Source organism: Pseudoalteromonas sp. GCY (genome assembly GCF_016695175.1).
Classification (GTDB): Bacteria; Pseudomonadota; Gammaproteobacteria; order Enterobacterales; family Alteromonadaceae; genus Pseudoalteromonas.
Genome location: NZ_CP068022.1, coordinates 257,896 through 276,583 on the forward strand (window position 1 = coordinate 257,896; position 18,688 = coordinate 276,583).

16 protein-coding genes are annotated in these 18,688 nt (G+C 43.2%); 6 read left to right on the forward strand and 10 right to left on the reverse strand.

Annotation, left to right across the window (positions count from 1 at the left end; all coding sequences use genetic code 11):
* Nucleotides 1–164: 164 nt before the first annotated feature.
* A complete protein-coding gene (gene udp / locus JJQ94_RS01065) occupies nt 165–923 on the forward strand; it encodes a uridine phosphorylase (protein ID WP_039495050.1) in 759 nt (252 codons plus the stop codon).
* A gap of 26 nt (nt 924–949) precedes the next feature.
* Here udp and cdd read toward each other — a convergent pair whose 3' ends face one another.
* The 3 genes from cdd to ppc form a co-directional block, all read right to left on the reverse strand.
* On the reverse strand, nt 950–1,816 hold the full coding sequence (gene cdd / locus JJQ94_RS01070; RefSeq protein ID WP_099028599.1) for a cytidine deaminase: 867 nt from the start codon (nt 1,814–1,816) through the stop codon (nt 950–952).
* A gap of 43 nt (nt 1,817–1,859) precedes the next feature.
* On the reverse strand, nt 1,860–2,177 hold the full coding sequence (locus JJQ94_RS01075) for a hypothetical protein (RefSeq protein WP_223192100.1): 318 nt from the start codon (nt 2,175–2,177) through the stop codon (nt 1,860–1,862).
* Between the two features lie 266 nt (nt 2,178–2,443).
* Nucleotides 2,444–5,077, reverse strand: a complete 2,634-nt coding sequence (gene ppc, locus JJQ94_RS01080) for a phosphoenolpyruvate carboxylase (protein WP_099028598.1) — start codon at nt 5,075–5,077, stop codon at nt 2,444–2,446.
* A gap of 125 nt (nt 5,078–5,202) precedes the next feature.
* Here ppc and JJQ94_RS01085 point away from each other — a divergent pair, with 125 nt between their 5' ends.
* From JJQ94_RS01085 to JJQ94_RS01095, 3 genes are read left to right on the forward strand one after another with little or no spacing between them, the layout of a single operon-like run.
* The gene (locus tag JJQ94_RS01085) at nt 5,203–5,592 is read left to right on the forward strand and encodes a thiol-disulfide oxidoreductase DCC family protein (protein ID WP_099028597.1); all 390 of its coding nucleotides are present in this window, start codon (nt 5,203–5,205) and stop codon (nt 5,590–5,592) included.
* Nucleotides 5,585–6,310: an SDR family NAD(P)-dependent oxidoreductase gene (locus tag JJQ94_RS01090; RefSeq protein ID WP_099028596.1), complete on the forward strand. Its 726-nt coding sequence runs from the start codon at nt 5,585–5,587 to the stop codon at nt 6,308–6,310. Before JJQ94_RS01085 ends, JJQ94_RS01090 begins: the two co-directional genes overlap by 8 nt.
* A 7-nt stretch (nt 6,311–6,317) precedes the next feature.
* Nucleotides 6,318–6,959, forward strand: a complete 642-nt coding sequence (locus JJQ94_RS01095; protein ID WP_099028595.1) for a flavin reductase family protein — start codon at nt 6,318–6,320, stop codon at nt 6,957–6,959.
* A gap of 6 nt (nt 6,960–6,965) precedes the next feature.
* On the opposite strand, the gene JJQ94_RS01100 is transcribed toward JJQ94_RS01095, so the two are convergent.
* Complete coding sequence (locus tag JJQ94_RS01100; protein ID WP_099028594.1) at nt 6,966–7,751, reverse strand: DUF6279 family lipoprotein; 786 nt, start codon at nt 7,749–7,751, stop codon at nt 6,966–6,968.
* Between the two features lie 140 nt (nt 7,752–7,891).
* Between JJQ94_RS01100 and JJQ94_RS01105 the strand changes: the two genes are divergently transcribed.
* Nucleotides 7,892–8,617: a tetratricopeptide repeat protein gene (locus tag JJQ94_RS01105; protein WP_099028593.1), complete on the forward strand. Its 726-nt coding sequence runs from the start codon at nt 7,892–7,894 to the stop codon at nt 8,615–8,617.
* Nucleotides 8,618–8,883: 266 nt separating this feature from the next.
* Nucleotides 8,884–9,054, forward strand: a complete 171-nt coding sequence (locus tag JJQ94_RS01110; RefSeq protein ID WP_099028592.1) for a DUF2986 domain-containing protein — start codon at nt 8,884–8,886, stop codon at nt 9,052–9,054.
* A gap of 221 nt (nt 9,055–9,275) precedes the next feature.
* Here the strand turns inward: JJQ94_RS01110 and JJQ94_RS01115 are convergent, their stop codons facing one another.
* The 6 genes from JJQ94_RS01115 to JJQ94_RS01140 all read right to left on the reverse strand — a co-directional run bounded on the left by JJQ94_RS01115 (nt 9,276) and on the right by JJQ94_RS01140 (nt 18,650).
* Nucleotides 9,276–10,679, reverse strand: a complete 1,404-nt coding sequence (locus JJQ94_RS01115) for a coniferyl aldehyde dehydrogenase (RefSeq protein WP_099028591.1) — start codon at nt 10,677–10,679, stop codon at nt 9,276–9,278.
* A 355-nt stretch (nt 10,680–11,034) separates the two neighbouring features.
* Nucleotides 11,035–12,483, reverse strand: coding sequence for an SLC13 family permease (locus JJQ94_RS01120; protein WP_099028590.1), 1,449 nt, complete (start codon nt 12,481–12,483; stop codon nt 11,035–11,037).
* Nucleotides 12,484–12,495: 12 nt separating this feature from the next.
* The gene (locus JJQ94_RS01125) at nt 12,496–13,446 is read right to left on the reverse strand and encodes a porin (RefSeq protein ID WP_099028589.1); all 951 of its coding nucleotides are present in this window, start codon (nt 13,444–13,446) and stop codon (nt 12,496–12,498) included.
* A gap of 161 nt (nt 13,447–13,607) precedes the next feature.
* Nucleotides 13,608–14,966, reverse strand: a complete 1,359-nt coding sequence (locus JJQ94_RS01130; RefSeq protein ID WP_045990048.1) for a sigma-54-dependent transcriptional regulator — start codon at nt 14,964–14,966, stop codon at nt 13,608–13,610.
* A complete protein-coding gene (locus JJQ94_RS01135) occupies nt 14,959–16,680 on the reverse strand; it encodes a sensor histidine kinase (RefSeq protein WP_099028588.1) in 1,722 nt (573 codons plus the stop codon). Before JJQ94_RS01135 ends, JJQ94_RS01130 begins: the two co-directional genes overlap by 8 nt.
* 140 nt (nt 16,681–16,820) lie before the next feature.
* Nucleotides 16,821–18,650 carry a M28 family metallopeptidase gene (locus tag JJQ94_RS01140; RefSeq protein ID WP_099028587.1) on the reverse strand — a complete coding sequence of 610 codons (1,830 nt, stop codon included), beginning with the start codon at nt 18,648–18,650 and terminating at the stop codon, nt 16,821–16,823.
* Nucleotides 18,651–18,688: the final 38 nt, after the last annotated feature.

Here is an 18,688-nt window from a genome sequence, read left to right on the forward strand (position 1 = left end):
ACGCAAGAGCGGTGCTACTAATGCTATTTCCCTGCTTCAAAATAACTCATTTACTTAATACGGTTGGTATAATTTAAACATGCCACGCTTAAATAGGACATCTGTCCTGTACTTGATAGGCGTTAACTATAAACATTACACTTTAATTATAACTAAGGTTTACTATGGAAAAGGTATTTCACTTAGGTCTTACGAAAGCAGACCTACAAGGCGCTTCACTGGCAATTGTTCCGGGTGATCCCGAGCGCTCAAAACGCATTTCTGAATATCTCGACTCTCCAGTCTGCTTAGCACAAACTCGCGAATTTCATATTTACCTTGGCTTTTTAAATGAAAGTCCTGTGGTAATTTGCTCAACTGGTATAGGCGGCCCATCAACGTCAATCGCAGTTGAAGAATTAGCACAGCTTGGTATCACTACCTTTTTACGTATAGGTACAACCGGTGCGATTCAACCACATATCAATGAAGGTGATATCTTGGTGAGCACGGCATCAGTGCGTTTAGATGGCGCTAGCCAGCATTTTGCGCCTATCGAGTTTCCTGCGGTTTCTGATTTCCACACCACTTCAGCAATGGTACAAGCCTGTGAATCATTGGGTATTACCCATCATGTTGGTATTACGGCGTCTAGCGATACTTTCTACCCAGGGCAAGAACGTTACGACACATACTCAGGCTACGTCAGAAAGGCGTACCAAGGTTCGTGTGCAGAATGGCAAAAGCTTAATGTGATGAACTATGAGATGGAATCTGCGACGTTATTTACCATGTGTGCAGCGCTCGGATTGAAGGCTGCTTGTCTTGCGGGCGTATTGGTAAACAGAACACGCCAAGAGATCCCCAATGTTGACCATCAAGCTGTTGAAAAGAAAGCCGTTACCGCAGTATTAAAAGCAGCTGAACTCTTACTTTCGAAATAATAGCGCTAAGCGTAGAGATTGAGTGGCTACTCAATCTCTATATGTGTAAGCAAATGCTCGGCATTGTATGCCTTTAAAACCGCTAAGCTTACTTGCAACTGGTTAGCACAACCCTGCTTTTCTAGCAAAGTGACCCCTACTACATTTACCTCAGATAATACTTTACCCGACATCGCTAATTGACTTAGTGCACTTTGTAATGGCGATAAGCTTGGGTTATAAGCCGCATTTTCAGCATAACGCCCATAAAAGCACTCGCCAGTGTCTAGTTTAATTTCCACTGCACTTTGGTTGTGTGTGTAGGGGCAATAAGCGCGCAGATAATGCCGATAAAGCGCCGCACTAATGGATGCAGGCGATGTTTCATTCGCAGCAAGATGTCGCGCTTGAGAAAAGAGTTTTTCACTGTTGCCCAGATCGTCCGGACCAAACGAAGTCGGCAGCAAATCAGACAACGAGGTTTTGCCTGTCGGCAACAAAATTTCAAGCTCCTTTGCAGTGCTTAACTCATTCATAAATTGGCGACAAAATCCGCAAGGCGCGGCATTGATCGTCATTTTAGAGATTTCAGTTGCACCATTTAACCACGCATTGTTAATTGCCGCTTGCTCGGCATGAACAACTAAAGAAAGCGCCTGATGCGAGAATTCTAAATTCGCGCCTAAAAACGCTTGTTGAGATTTATCATCCCAAGCAATGGCACCAACATAAAATTGTGAAATAGGAGGCGTAGCAAACTCGGCTGCAACTTCAAGTAAAGCAGCCTCAAGCTCAGATCCAGATAAGTGAAAACGGTTTTGATATTGTGCTAGCTGGGAATAACTAAATATTCCACGATGGGCGGTGGCGTATTGCGTTAACGCACTTTTTATTGATGGTTCTATCTTTGCCATATTGTTGTCATGTTTATCTATGGCAGGATAGTTTACGCAAGAGTTACAACCGACTCAACCATTCTCTTGCAGATTTAAAACACTCAAAGTTTTCAGCGCTGATATTAAATCGCTTAATTTTTTGTAGAAAAAGGTCATGCATATAACCCTCAAAACCAACGACGCGTGCGATATGTAAATTACCAATATTGTGCGCAACTTTTGGCATTATGTTCACAATATCAATCGCCGCGAAGCGGTGTTCAAGTTCACTCACATCCACTAATACTTTGCTACTATTATGCTTTTTTGCATATAGATTGGCTTTCTCGTATGCCGAGACCACATCGTTTGCATTCGCAATGCCTCTGATCTTCATCATAATCAGATCATTACACTCATCAAATGTGACGCTAGTAGATATTTTGTGCATGTATCGTAGACCCATCAACCGACAATTCTTGAATAAAACAAATAAAACGACTGGTAAAACCAGCCGCGCATTTTAAATCAATGAGAATTACTGTCAATAAATATACTAATAAAAAACCAATCAAAATAAAAAAACCAATCCATTAGGATTGGTTTTGTAGCTATTATGCTTATAAATGTAAAATTTCACAAAAATAGATTATTCAAATTGTTGCACTAACCCGTATTGCGCATCCCCGCCGCTATCCCTGTCATCGTGATCATGAGTGCCAGTTCCAAATCGTGATTGGTTTCTTCACGCACACGCTTTAACAGTTCAATTTGTAACAAATTAAGAGGATCGGTATACGGGTTTCTCAGCCCGATTGATTCTTTGATCCAAGGTTGCTGTGACAACAACGATGACTCAGGCGCAAGGCCGCGAATAAGCTCGATGGCTTGTTGCAGGTTGTCTCTTAACTCATCCCCTAGGCCTCTATATTCATCACTAACTAGACTTGCATCATACATCTCGCTGAGCCAAAGGTCGGCTTTACAAAATACCATTTCGAGCATTTCTAAACGGGTTCTAAAAAATGGCCACTTTGCACTCATTTCTTGCAGCATGTCTTTACCAAACGTTTCTACGGCAGCTTCAAGACCTTCTTTCGCCCCCAGCCAAGCAGGCAACATCAAGCGATTTTGACTCCATGCAAAAATCCAAGGAATAGCCCTCAAACTCTCTACTCCGCCATTTGGATTACGTTTAGAAGGTCTTGAGCCTAGCGGTAATTTAGACAGCTCTTGTTCTGGCGTTGCCATTCTAAAGTAAGGAACAAACTCAGGGTTCTCTCGAACAATACTGCGATACTTTTTGCAGGAAGCTTCACTGATCGTCTCCATTACCTCTACCCATTTCAGTTCGGGTCGTGGGGGCGGCAACAAATTACTTTGTAAAATCGCACTGGTATAAATAGATAGACTTTGCATCGCGACTTTAGGTAAACCAAATTTAAAGCGGATCATTTCACCTTGCTCGGTTACTCGCAAACCACTTTTTAGCGAACCTGGCGGCTGAGATCTCAGCGCTTGTGCTGCAGGCGCACCTCCACGACCAATCGTGCCTCCACGACCATGGAAAAGCACCAGCTCAACGCCCTTCGAATCAGCAAGGTTAACCAGTTTTTCCATTGCATCATACTGCGCCCATCCTGCCGCCATCATTCCTGCGTCTTTTGCAGAGTCGGAATAGCCGATCATGACATATTGCTTGGCACCAATCGTGCCTTTATACCAAGTGTTCTCAAATAACCCGCTGATCACAGATTGTGCATTATTTAAATCATCCAGCGTTTCAAATAACGGGGCTACCGGTAAGTTGAATTTACACCCGCTTTCTTGGAGTAATAAATGCACGGCGAGAATATCTGAGGCACTTTGCGCCATTGAGATAATGTAAATGCCAAGTGCGTTTTGGTCTTGATCTGCAATCGTTGCAAATGTCTCTAGCACCTCTTGAACATTGGAAGAAGGTTGCCAATGACGCGGCAGTAACGGTCGTCTCGAGCTTAGCTCGGTTAATAAGAAAGCTTGCTTGTCTGCTTCTTGCCACTGGGCATAATCACCAAGACCCAAATAGCGTGTTAATTCAGAAAACACTTCAGTATGTCTGGCGGAATCTTGGCGAATATCTAACTTACATAAAGACACACCAAAACAGTCAATTCGTCTTAATACATCCAACAACAAACCATCGGCAATATTAGCCATGCGACAATCAACCAGCGAGCGATAACACGCCTCTAGTGGCTCTCTTAACTGTGATACCTGTTTAATCTTGTCCTGATAATGAGAGGGTGTGCCTTTGATTTTATATTCCAAGGCTGCAATGGTTTCTTCTACCTCAGCGCGTACTTGCTTTAACACATGACGATAAGGTTCATTACTGCCGTCCGATCGCGCTATAAAGCTTTCGGATGCATTACTCATAGAGAGTTCTGCGCCCAAGATTTCTAGATCGCGACGATATAAATCAAGCGCCATCCAGCGGCCATGATCAAGCACAGATTGCGTAACATGAGAAGTAACAAACGGGTTGCCGTCTCTATCGCCCCCCATCCAAGAAGTGAGCTGAATAGGGCTAAAATTGGCTGGTAGTTGTAAGTTTAATCGCGTTTTCACTTGGGCGTTGAAATACCGTACAAACTTAGGCACGGCTTCCCAAAGACTATTTTCAATAACCGCGAACCCCCACTTTGCTTCATCCAGTGGCGTAGGTCGCTTTTCTCTAATATCGCTAGTGTGCCACGCTTGTGAGATCAACTGCTCAATGCGGTCAATGACCTCATCGTAGACAGGATCCTCACCTGAGGTCACCTCAAGCACTTTTAAACATTCACTCAGCTCAACGTGTTTATTGATGATGGTTCTGCGTGTTACTTCCGTCGGGTGAGCGGTTAGCACCAAATCGATTTTTAGTTTGCTTATTACATCTGCAACTTCGTTTAGTGTCAGCGCACCAGCATCGACTTTACTTTGCAATTCATCAAGCGCCTTATCGACTTCGATCATCACGCCGTCTGGAGAACCCGATTTTGAAATGGTGTGGAATTGTTCTGCGACATTCGCCAGATTTAAGAAATGATTAAATGAGCGAGCAACGGGAAGTAGCGCTTCATCGCTTAGGCTACGTAAGGTGTCAATTAGCGCTTGCCTATCTGAATCATTACCGCTCCTCGAGGATTTTGCTAGGTGCCTAATTTCTTCAACTTTGTCTAGCGTCTCTTGACCCTGCGCTTGTTGAATAATTTGCCCTAACATCTGCCCCAAAAGGCTCACATTACTACGTAGGCTTGCGTATTGCTCAGTCATACAATCTCCTTGATGAAAAGATACTCGAACTCCACTATACCGAGAATAAATTGATTTGCGAACGATCTATTTTCAAGACGTTAACGTAATAACATGACATAGATAAGTATTATTCGAGTGAGCGAATGATTGTATTTTACGATGGTAACTGTCCGTTGTGTGTGAGTGAAATGAATGAACTCAAACGTTTCGATCAACACAATAAAATTGATTTGGTGAACATTCATGATAATCGCTTCTCTACCGAGTTTCCCGAGATAGAGCATGAAGCGGCAATGGCTAAACTTCACGGTTATGATAACCAAGGCAAGTTGATTTTAGGACTAGATGTAACCGCAGCGGCTTGGGGTCAAGTTGGCAAACATCGCTGGATAAAATTATTGAGATTACCCATCATTCGAACAATTGCAGACGGCGTTTATCTGTTTTTTGCAAAGCATAGAATGAAAATTTCTAAACTTCTATTCCCAAATCAATGCAGTATGCACAATAGTGGGGACTGCAATCATGACTAATCTCGCCATCATAGTGATTGGTGCAAGCTCAGCGATTGCCCGTGCATTTATAAAAGCACAAACCAAACAAAGTCCCAACGTAAAAGTGATCACAGTGTCTAGGCAAGCTAAAACAGCTCAACAAGCTAATAACCTGCATTTTCAGTGTGATTATTCTAAAGCACAAATTCATCAAGTTGCGAGCCGTATTCTCGAGTTGGGCTTAACGGTAAAAAGCGTCACCATTTTTAATGGCTTACTCCATGACGAGTTTGATAAATTCCCAGAGAAAAAGCTTGAGGACATTTGTCTTGAACACAGCATGGCGCTGTTTAATATCAATACCATGATCCCCATGCTTTGGTTGCAAGCTTTACTGCCAGCCATAAAAGGTAAACAGCCATGCATAGTTACAGCACTCTCTGCCCGTGTTGGAAGTATTAGTGACAACCGGATGGGCGGCTGGTACAGCTACCGCAGCTCAAAGGCTGCGCTTAATATGATGTTTAAAACCGCAGCAGTCGAGCTCGCGCGTCGAGCAAAAAACATTAAGCTCGTTTTGTTCCATCCCGGCACTACAGACACGCCTCTTTCAAAACCTTTTCAAGCCAATGTCCCGGATGAAAAACTCTTTACGCCGGAATTTGTGGCAAATCAACTTAGTGGCATCATCGCAAATAGCCATCCTGATGGTGCGGTGAGCTATGTTGACTGGCAAAATAAATTAATTGAATGGTGAACGCATCATGAAACACTTCTCAAGTGACGATATTAAAACCTTAGACGAGCGTTATCGCGCATTGATGATAAATTCGCTGTCGGGCTTCAAAAGCGCTAACTTAATTGGAACGGTTGATGACACAGGTCAAGAAAACTTGTCTATCGTCAGTTCAGTTTTCCACCTTGGTGCCAGCCCGGCGCTCGTGGGTGTGATTTTTAGGCCTCACAGCGTACCTAGGCACACACTGGAAAATATCTTAGCGACTGAAAAATACACCATTAACCAGGTTAACGTTCAAATTTATATGGCAGCCCATCAAACCTCAGCCAGATATGAAAAGAACCAATCTGAATTTGAACAGACGGGTTTAACCGCCGAGTATTTAAATGCTTTTCCTGCTCCTTTCGTCAAGGAAAGTAGATTAAAATACGGACTTACACTCAGAGATCACCAAACCATTAAACTCAACGATACTGAGCTAGTAATAGGCGAAATTGAGACGCTCCACGTTGATGAAATCGCTTTGCTCGAAGACGGTTATATTGATATCGAGTCACTCGACAGTGTTGCGATTTCGAGTTTAGATGGTTACCACAGTACCAAACGTATTAATCGTTTAGAATATGCTAAACCAAACAAGCCAACCAGAATTAAGTTACTTGGCTAACCCCCTCTACAACGATTCCAAGAGCTCAAGTAATTCTTCGAGCTCTTCTTTAAAGTGTTTCTTTTGTTTGTCGCTCATGGTGCCCTTGAGTTTAACAGCGAGACTTGCGTACTCTTTTATTCGCCTTGCTTGAATATCTAGGATGCGCTCAGGAAGCGCTGTGGGTGTGGTAACTACCGCCTTCTGCAACAGCTCAGGTGAAACTTGCTCAGTTCCGCTCAGAAACAAAGCTTGGTTAAACTGACTAAATCGCCTTTGTTCATGTGCACGCCACACCTGACGTGCAAACTCGCCTTGCTCGTAATATTCGTTAATAAGCCTCTTTTGTTTATCACTCAAATCACCAAGCCAACGTTCATAGCGATTGAATTGATCACCTTCCTCCCAATCATCGTCCAACATTTCTTTTTCTACGTTGGCTATCAGCATTTCTCGCTGTTCACGGTTAAGCGAATTTAGGTGTGTTTCTAACTTGGGATATACGGCTTCAACGACTGAATACCAATAGTTTCGTGTGGTATACACCATATGTACCATGTCGCTCTCTGTCATGGTTTGCCAGTGCTTTAGCAGTGATTGGATATGAGATTTGTATTTTGGCAGCTCCGACTCCCGATGCCACGCAACCAAAGATTCTACATCCGCCTTCAACTTTTCCTCTTGCTCATCCGTCAACTCAACATAATCGGAAATATAATAACTCGCTAACCATCCAAGGTTGTTATAGGCCAATCTTTGACTACATCCAGCCAAACACAGTAAACATAGTGCCAGTGCCATTAATTTCTTCATCCCATTGCCTCAATTTTTGTTTTTATTACCTTATATTAACGCAGTATCTGCCATTTTAGATTTGTATTTTGTAAATCTGTGTTTCTGGCATTAGAATAACTATCAATATAGTTAGCATAGCTACCTTAAGGAGGTCTATGATGTTAAGCAGGATTTCAAAAGCATGTATCGCCATTGCACTATTAAGCCAAGCACCTTTGGCAACAGCGGGATTGGAAGAAGGCATAGACGCACTCAATGCTGGCAGGTTTGAAGAAGCACTACAAGAATTCAATTATTTAGCTGAAATGAACTACGCCCCAGGCATTTATCAACTCGGTGTAATGTACGAAGGCGGCTATGGTGTCGTCAAAAATCCGCGTAAAGCTGCAGAGTTATTTCAACAAGCCGTTAAACTCGGTGAAGCCGACGCAATGTTCGCGCTCGCAGTCATGTATGACGAAGGTCGCGGCGTTAAAAAAGACCGCTCTAAATACGTTGAGTTAATGACCAGAGCGGCAAACAAAAACATGCCAGCCGCGCAATTTAACGTAGCCCTAATGTATTCAAACGGAGACGGTGTACCACAAAGTTACCGCCACGCACTTAACTGGTATGAAAAAGCCGCCGCAAACAACTACACCTTAGCCATGTTTAACCTAGCACTCATGTATTTTCAGGGCTTAGGAGTCGAGAAAAGTATTGAACGCTCGTACGTATGGAACACATTAGCAGAGTTTAATGGCTATGCTGAAGCCACAAAGAGCCGAGCACTCGACGAAAAACAGCTTTCCCCTTCACAAATCGAACAAGCAAAAGAACTCGCAAATAGTATTTACGAGCGAATTCAAGCCGGTAAATACGTAGCTGAAACACGCACTAAGTAACCTAAACTTAGGTTAAGTAAAATTGTATACAGTAAAGGCTTCCTGTGAAGCCTTTACTATTTTTTCTGACTAAAAACTTGGGCAAATCCCATCTAACCTAGGTAACAGACTAATACAACTACCTGTCATATCGTACTATGACTGTTAAAGGTATTATGTGCATATTACGCTGTTTTGTTCATTGTTAACTGTGGCTATCTTTTTATCATTGTTGAACCCGCTAACACTAAGGTAAACTAGCACTTCATTCATAATGAGCTGTAAAAATGAACCGCAAAAAGAAAATTTACGAAACCTTAAAGAAAAAAGACAAGCGTGCTAATGCTAAACTCCACAAAAGCAACAAACCCCGTTATATTTCAAAAGCAGAGCGTGAAAAAATCGCAGCCCAGCAGCAAGACGGTGATGAATTAAATAGCGAAAACAACAAGCATTAATTGCACGTGTTTTTGTGCCCCCCGGACAACACGTCTTCATTAAAGGCATTCTTTTTTAAATCTGTATTGTTGCACACCGAAAGTTGATATGAATGTTCAATGAATAAATGATACCCGTTAAAACTAGAGTACAGCAGCACCTAAATAGCGTGATTGCCCTTGATATGAAAAGCCACATACTCGCGTTAAGATTGATGCTTCTCTGTTAGATACGCTTGATACTACTTTTTCCTCAAAAAGAACCACTCTAAAGGCTTTGTAAGTAGCTTTGAATGGCTAAGCAACATCTTGTTGCGCCATTTGGTATTATTGGATTGGAGAATGGGCTTTTTATGGCTGAAGGTATAAAAGCCCTCTTCGCCATGATATTGACCCATACCAGAGTGACCTAGGCCACCAAAGGGTAAAGACTCAACAACCACGTGCACTATGGTTTCGTTGATCGCTAGAGTCCCAGTTGCGAGCTCCTTTGACACTTTATTCATGGCAACCTGAGATTGCGTAAACAAATAACTCGCAAGCGGTGTGGTGTCTGCTCTAATGTAGCTAATCGCATCATTTAAGTTGGATATTTTTAGTATCGGCAAAATCGTTCCAAATAACTCCTCTTGCATCACCCTCATGCTTTTGTTGACCTGGGTAATGATATGCAAAGGGAGCTGACGATTGTCGCGTGCTGGCTCAGCTTGCCATACACTCGCACCTTTACTTTTGGCATCAATAATAATGTCGTTTAAGCGCTGAAATTGTCTGTCGTTAATGATTGAAGTTTGGTTTTTTACACCAACTTTTACTTTATATGTTTTTTCGTAGTGCTGTTTCAGCTCAGCAATAAATGCGTCGTATTTTTCTTCGTGCACTAACACATAATCTGGTGCAACACAGATTTGACCTGAATTGGAGAGCTTCCCCATTAACACGCTCATCGCTGCGGCGCTGATATCAGCGTCATCAAGCACAATAACAGGTGATTTACCACCTAACTCTAAGGTGACCGGCGTGAGATTTTTAGCCGCTGCTGCCATCACCTTTTTGCCAACTGCTGTTGAGCCTGTAAATAGCAAGTGGTCGAATGGCTGTTCAGTAAACGTTGAGGCAATATCAGGCCCACCTTCAATGACGCACACTTCGTTGTCCAATCCTTTAAAAATGGCTCTTATCACCGCATTCACCTTGGGAGTGAACTCGCTCAACTTGAGCATGACTTTGTTTCCAGCAGCGAGGGCAGTAATAACGGGAACAATCGCTAGCTGAATAGGATAATTCCATGGGGCTATCACGCCCACGACTCCTTTTGGCACAATCTCAATTTTTGCCTTAGATGGTAGCCACTGCGCACCGGGTGAACGATGCTGCAATTTGCTCCATTTGCGCAGGTGCTTCGCGATATAATCAATCGAATTGATGCAAGGCATGATGTCTGCAATCACGGTATCGAATCGACTCCGAGTACCAAAATCCTGATCTGCCGCCTCGACTAATTGCTCTTGCCGCTGCAACATACGTGATTTTATTTCAGTTAATAGACGTAAACGCTTTTCAAGCACGGGGTAAGGATCTTGGTTAAAGCGACTTTTTAACTGAGTAAATGTAGCTATTAGGGTGCTGGTATTATCTTCAATCATTATCAGGTCCTGCTAATGTCTAATTTGAATATAGCAAGGAAAAAACAACGGGTCTATCTTCAAAAAACTAGGTTTTATACCAATTGTATTAAGTAAATGAACTATTTTGAAGCGGAAAAATAGCTTTAGTAGCTCCGCTCTCGCGTCCTGCTACCGCCAAGGTACCTATATCCATATAGGCAAGGCAAAAATTTTGCTATTTAGTTGTTCTAAATGAGAAATTTTTAACGACGCTAATATGGTATTTTGCCCTTCAAATAGGTTGGAGAATTAACACAATTGGTATTACTATGGAGACAGGCTGCGTATGACCGAGTTGCCTTTCGATGGACACAGCCTGTGGAGAATGGCAACTTTAAAACCCTAGTATGCTCCTTGCCAAAGTCAAGGTAACAATTGTAATTAACCCTATCGCGACTAAGTTCAAAACAAACCCTGCTCGGATCATGTCTTTAATTTTGATCTCACCCGAGCCAAATACGATGGCATTTGGTGGTGTTGCAACAGGCATCATAAAGGCGCAACTGGCCGCGATTGCAGCAGGAATAACCCAAGCTAAAGGAGAACCCGTGATTGATTCAGCGACAGGACCAAGTAAAGGTAAAAAGCCTGCAGCCGTTGCAGTATTGCTGGTAATTTCCGTTAAGAACGTAATAAGTGCTGCAACAACTAGTACTCCAAGCACTAAGCCCATGGCATCCGCGCCCGCAAGTAAGTTAGCGATGTAATCGGCAAGTCCTGAAGATTTGATCTGTGCCGCCAGTGATAAACCACCGCCAAATAATAGCAAGATACCCCAAGGCACCTTAGCTGCGCTTTCCCAATCTAAAATACGTTCATCACTTCCCGACTTGGCAGGAAGAACAAATAGTAACAGTGCAGCGGCAATTGCAATGCCAGTATCTGACAAGTTAAGACCCGTAACATCGCCAATTAGCGGTCTAAAGATCCAGCATACTGCCGCTAAAATAAATACCGCAAAAACCCCTTTCTCCGCACGAGACATTTCACCGAGTGCTTTTAATTGGGAAGTAAATAACGACTTAGTATCAACATTAATTTCTTCTTTATCGACCTTGTAAGTCACTTTGGTCAACCAGAACCAAGCAAATGCCAGCATCACCAAAGACAAAGGCACACCAATCATCATCCAAGTGGCAAAACCAATCTCAATTTGATAACTGTCGGATAGATACGCAGCCATTAACGCATTTGGTGGCGTACCAATTAAAGTTGCAATACCTCCAATACTGGCTCCATAAGCGATAGAAAGTAATAGCGCTTTAGCAAAGCTTTGGCTATCTCCACCCTGCTCTTTTACCAAGTGAATAACCGAAAGTGCAATCGGTAACATCATGACCGCCGTTGCCGTGTTTGACATCCACATAGATAAAAATGCTGTCACGCCCATCATCGCTAAGATCTGTATACTCGGTTTAGTGCCAGCGAACAACATGGTATTCAGCGCGATGCGTTTATGCAGCCCCCACCTTTCCATGGCGATTGAGAGCAAAAATCCACCCAGAAATAGATAAATCAAAGGATGCGCAAACGGTGCAGCGACTGCTTTAATAGATGCAATCCCGACTAGAGGCGAAATAACCAAGGGTAATAACGAAGCCGCCGGAATAGGCACAGCTTCGGTTATCCACCAAGAAGCTAGCCAAAACGCTAAGCCTGCGGTTCTCCAAGCCTCAACCGACATACCCGATGGTGGTTCAACCAAACAGATCAGTAACATTACCAAGGGACCAAGCCACAGAAACAGCTGCGTATTTATCGTTTTTTTATTCTCTTCTGTCATTATCTTGAACCTTTAAAACTTATATTTTAAGCCAACAGCGATGCTAGTATCGTCTTGTGTTTCAAGGTCGAGCTGCGTTGCCATCACATACAAGTTAGTTTGTTTATCAAAAATATAGTCTGTACCTAGCGTCCACTGAGTCGCATCTTCACTGTGGCGTAATCCGCTTGAGTCTTTGGCAAACTGTAGCTTCGGACGCCAATTATCGTCGAGTTGGTAACTTGCGCTTAGCACATAGCCATTACCTGATTTGTCTTTCGCTAGATTTTCACTGTCTTGGATGATGGCACCAAGTTGTAGCTTTTGCCACTTGTAAGCCAACGCGATACGCGTAGCAACCAAATTACCAATACTGTCGGTATGACTCAGAGCAACATAGTAATCTTTATTTTTTAATGCTCGGTCACCATAAATTGCGGTAGCTGCAAACCCGGTTTCGTCGTTGCTCGCGTCGTCTTTAGGTGTGTAGGTCAGAGAAAAAGAAAAGTCGTTCCATTTAGGTGAAGAATAGGTAATTGAATCACCAACTCTGTCTTGGCCTGCTAGCACTTGGGCAATATCACTTTGGGTTTCGTTAAATTGATCGATTTTACCTTCACTGAATTTAAAACGCGTGTCGTTTCTGCCCACTAAAACCGTACCAAATTTACCTTCAAGGCCAACATAGGTGTTCCTTGCTGAAAATGGCTCGGTGGTATCGTCGTGTTCAAAACCTTTAACTTGTACTTCGTATTTGTAGACGAGTTTTAGATCGCTTGATAATCCATGAGCGCCTTTTACACCAATTCTTGAAAATGGTGCGTCAATTTGTGTGCCCTCTTTGGTATAGCGCATCACGCCTTTGTCTGTGTTGGCAATTTGAACTTCTGCTTTACCATAAATGCTGTAGTCTGCGGCTAACGCAGAGGCTGATAACGTTGCACTGGCAACTGCCAACGCCACTAAAGATTTACTTGCTGTCATAACTTGTCTCATTTTTTGATTATTGTCGCTTAAGACAACGCAATTCTGAGACCAGAGTTTATTTTTTAATATAAATCAGATGGATAAATAAAAATCTAAGATTAACACCAGCTAAAATGTGCGGATTTCCACACACTTAAATCTATGCATTGTCACTAAACTCACCCATCATCATTGGTAAACATAGTGCGATTTAAACCATACTTGCTCATCTTGTCGTACAAGGTTTTTCTCGGCACTTTTAGCAAATTCATCGCATCTTTTATACTGCCTTGGCTTTGTGCCAGCGCTTCTTCAATTAACGATTGTTCGTAGTAGCTCACCTTCTCAGCCAAACTCAACGTTTCATCAGACAAATTGCTTTGGATGTTGTTACTCGCAGTCATCGCACCACCGAGTAAAATATGGCGCTCGGCGTGGTTTCTCAGCTCTCGCACGTTCCCAGGCCAGTCTTGCGCCAGTAGCTGCGCCTCTAATTCAGGGCTAATTGGTTGCATGGGTTTATGAAAACGAGTAGCGGCAATGGAGCTAAAGTGTTTATATAGCAGTGGAATGTCAGCTTTTCTGGAACGAAGTGACGGGATCATCACTTTGACGAGGTTAAGTCGATAAAATAAATCCGAGCGGAATTTACCTTGCGCGACTAAGGTTTGTAAATCCACTTTTGTCGCTGCAACCACCCTAATGTCTAGTGCTATCGCAGTGTTGCTGCCAACTGGCGTCACACTTCTCTCTTCTAAAACGCGCAGCAGCTTTACTTGTAAAGCCGCAGACATGGCTTCGATTTCATCCAAAAAAACCGTGCCGCCTTGGGCAAAAGAAAATTTTCCCTCGCGAGACTCTTTAGCACCCGTAAATGCACCACTTTTGGCACCAAATAATTCACTTTCAATCAGTTCTTCTGGAATTGCACCGCAATTGATGGCGACGAAGTTATGATTTGAGCGCTCGCTATGGTCGTGTAAGTACCGTGCCACCAATTCCTTTCCTGTACCGGTTTCACCTTCAATCAATACGTCAGCTGGGGTATCAATCACAGCATCAAGCAAATGCAGCATTTGCTGCATTTGTTTTGTCTCACCTAAGATCCGCACGCCCGGCGCAGACTTTTTCTTAACTTGCGCTTTTAGCTCTCGGTTTTCCATCACCAACCGGCGTTTATCAAGCGCCCTTTCTATGCAGTCAAGTAGCGGCTCTGATACGGGCTTTTCAAAAAAGTCGTAAGCCCCTTTTTGGATGGCTTTTACCGCCACTTCAACATCCGCAAAGCCGGTTAGAAATACCACAGGTAACTCAGAATCAAACTGCATCACCTGTTCTAAAAATTGAATGCCATTGACCTCGGGCATATTGATATCGCAAAGCACAACACCGCTAAACTGACGAGAAAGCTTTTTTAATGCAGGCGTTGCACTGGAGAAACACTGCACAGAGTACCCTTCTATTTCAAATAGTTGCTTTAGTGCATCTCGTATACTTTGTTCATCATCGATGATTAATAGTGTTTTCTCTTCAGTCATGTTGCGGATTCTTTGTGTGTAAACTAATTAAAAACTCGGCACCACCTTGCGGATGATTATGGGCACTGAGTTTGCCATGAAACGATTCAATAATCTGTTTTGAAATGGACAACCCTAAGCCCAAGCCATTACCTGACTTAGTGGTGTAAAACGGTTCAAATATGTTGGATAAAGCGTGCTGTTTTATCCCTTCGCCCGAGTCAATAATAGACAGCTGGATCTTGCCTTCATGCTCCACGGCGCGAATATAAATACATTTATTATCTTGCTCAACAATGGCTTGGCACGCATTACTAATAATATTCACCAGTACTTGTTCAAACTTAAATGGATCGACCCAGATATTGCACGCAAGCCCTTCACTTTGAATTGCTACACCGTAGCGTTTGAGTTCAGGCCCAACTATAACTAAGGCGTTATCTACTGAGTGTTTAAGGTTGGCCACCAGCATCTTATTATCATGATGCTGACTAAATGACTTTAGCTGCGCCACGATTTTATGCACTCGAGTGATCAAAGATTGGATCAGGACCATGTTTTCGACTACTTTGCTCACTTCTCCCTTTTGAGCCAACCGTTTGGCGCTGGCAACATACGCACTCATGGCACTAAGTGGTTGATTGATTTCATGGTTAATGCTGGCGCTGAGCTGCCCTATGGTTGCCAACTTGGCAGCGCGAATAAGTGCATCTTGCGCCTGCTCGAGCGCTTGCTTGCGGCTGGCAACCTCAGCCTCTAAACTCCGCTGGCTGAAAAGCAGTTGTCTGTATCCTGTCAGTTTACTCAACGTGTACTCGACAACAATAAAGAGTAAAATCAATACCAGTGCGGTTACCCCAAGCCGTGGCCACTGTGCCGCTTTGATAGGCGCAACTTCATGTAGCAAATAAAGTGTGTATTGCTTGTTAAGCGGCCTCTTTTGCATCAGCGCGTCGCTGCCATGAGATGAAGTTTTAACTCTGGTTGGTGAAAGCACCCGCCAATCAATAGGGAATAGAGATTCGTTTTCAAACTGCCTTGAGGATTCAATTTCTTTACGCTTTGTTGGGGACAGTTCCCCTAACGAGGCTAACCGCCACTGCTCTACATCAGATGCCAGTACAATATGATTATCGTCCACGATTAAGAAATGGCTATCAGTTCCCGTATCAAGCTGGGCTTTATCTGATTCAAATTTACTGGCGTTAACCTTCATCACCACCACGCCCACAAGCGATCCGTCTTTGTAGACAGATTTAGCAAAATAGAAGCCACGGGTTTTAGAACGTAAACCGAGCGCAAAAGAGACATGCTCATTACCCTCGATTGTTTCGTAAAAATAGGGGCGAAAGGCAAAGTTACTGCCTTTATAGCTATGCGGCAAATACCAGTTGCTGCTCGCAATCACAGTTCCACTGAGGTCTAACAGGTAAACGTCTGACGCACCACTGGATATTTGAATGTCCTGTAGATATCTGTCCAGTTCATTGGAGTTTATAGCGGTTGCTTGCTGTAAGCCTGATTGCACCAAATTGCTTAAGCTCAATTGCGTTTGGATAGCTTGATAACGAGTAAATTCAGCCTGGATATAACTATTGAGCTTTTCTAGGTTGGTTTTAGTCTGACCAAGGACATTTTCCTCATCCTGTGCCACATTGAACAAGTAGCTTGCCCACAGCCCACAAAATAATAATAAAAGATAAATTAATATCTTAACTGAGAACTTATGTGACACACGCAACTCCTAATTGAACTCATTGAGTCTATCAGAAGCAGAATATCAATTAAATCAAATCTCTTTAAATCAATGCATCACTAAGCGCTAAGACCAGAGATAAACAAGGTTTTATCTCCGGTCTTAATTTTAAACGCGTATTAATTCGCGCTAATATTTAGCGTTACATTGCTCGCTGCTTGGTAGCCTTGCAGGCCGATATGCCAAGTGCCAGCCTGAGGATTGGAGATTGTACATACCTCATTATTGCCATTTTTGTATGGCCGACATTGGTAGGTGCTGGTATTTGGTTGCGTGTCAAAATTAACATAAAGATCCGCATCTCCCGTGCCTCCCGACGTCGTAATTGTCAGGGTTTGGTATCCCGCGGTTAGTGCTTGACTAAAATACTGCCACTGTCCGCTGGCGACAGAAATATTATTGATAGTTTCGTCAATAGGCGTATTGCCACTTGAGGTATCGTATTGTCCTACCAAACTGACCCCCGAAATCGCGTTCCATGCCTCTACCATCACGTAATACGTACCAGTTTGCACAGCGGAAATATTGCATTGCTCGTTACTAGACGAGTTAGTGCTCTTGCAGTCATGAGTATCCAAAGTAGGTTTGGAGCCATAGCGAACGTAGAGATCGGCATCACCAGTACCACCTGACGTGGTAAAACTTAAATTAGTTGCACCTTGTGGGACTTCCATGGTGAAAAACTGTTGGCTTTTGGAGGCACCGGAAATGCCCGTTTTAGCCATGCCATTTTCAAGCTCATTGTTTGGCGGTGGCGGAGGTGTATCACCCGCGTTTTTACCAAGCTCAGCAACAAACGCCAGCGCGAGTTTTGCAAATTTTTGTGCATGTGTTGAATCAAATTCAGTATCGTTGGTGGTATGAATTTTTCTGTTGATCTCAGACATTCTTGATTCAAATGGCATAGAAGCTGGGAACCCTTGCTGATACCAAGATGCATGGTCAGAACAACCATAACCGCATTGGTCATAGGCATAGCTTAGGTTTGGCAAATACGTTTCAATTAATTGGCCTAAGAACTGATTCTGTGCGCTGTTTGTATAGTCTGTCATCATCACAATATCCGCACTACTCCCATTGCGACCAGTCATATCAAATTGTGTCATACCGACTACGTTTTTTCCCTGAGAGCTGTACGACTGCGCGATAGCTTTAGAACCTCGAAGCCCAACTTCTTCTGCCGCAAAACCCATGATTTGGATTGTCCGCTGAGGCTGATAACCATCTTCAACAATAGCGCTTAGCGCTTCGGTAAGCACAGCTATCCCTGAGGCATTATCATCCGCACCCGGCGCAAGCCCACTTGAGTTAGATTGGTTAATTGAATCAAGGTGCCCGCCGATAATAACGATTTCATCACTCAGTTCACTACCAGGAATGGTGACAATCACTGAAGATTGAGCCCAAGAATGGCTAAAATATTCAACACTAATATCTGAGCGACTTGCTGCAATATCACTCCATGTTTGCTTGACCCATGCAGCAGCATCAATGCCTGTTTGCGAGGTATAATAGCGGTTATAAAAACTAGTTAGCGAGTTGACGCTGCTGTCCAAGTTCACTGTACTGACTTTTGAGATTAAGCTGTTAACCCGTGTGGGGTTATCAATGCTGTAGTTAACCAGCGTCGCACTTGGGTTTACGCTTTCTAACTGTGCAAGATAGCTTTGCGCCTGCTCTAAGGAGTCATGGGCGACAAAACCACCACAGCGGTGATATTCGTCGTGCATAAATGCACTCAGGTGTGAATGTAAGTTTGCAGGTACTTTTAACGCTTTGACTTCGCTGTTCGGTAAAGAAAGCTGCTCGAAGTGAGTACCACGAATAGAATTATGGACTTGGAAATGCTGGCTAGACTTCGCATCCATCGTCACCCAAACCTCTTCAGACGCTTCAGAAAAGCCACTCAAACAGGCAATGCTCAGTAGCATAGGTGTAGTTAATTTCATTGTTGTATCCTCAACTCATTTGAATAACAACATGATTT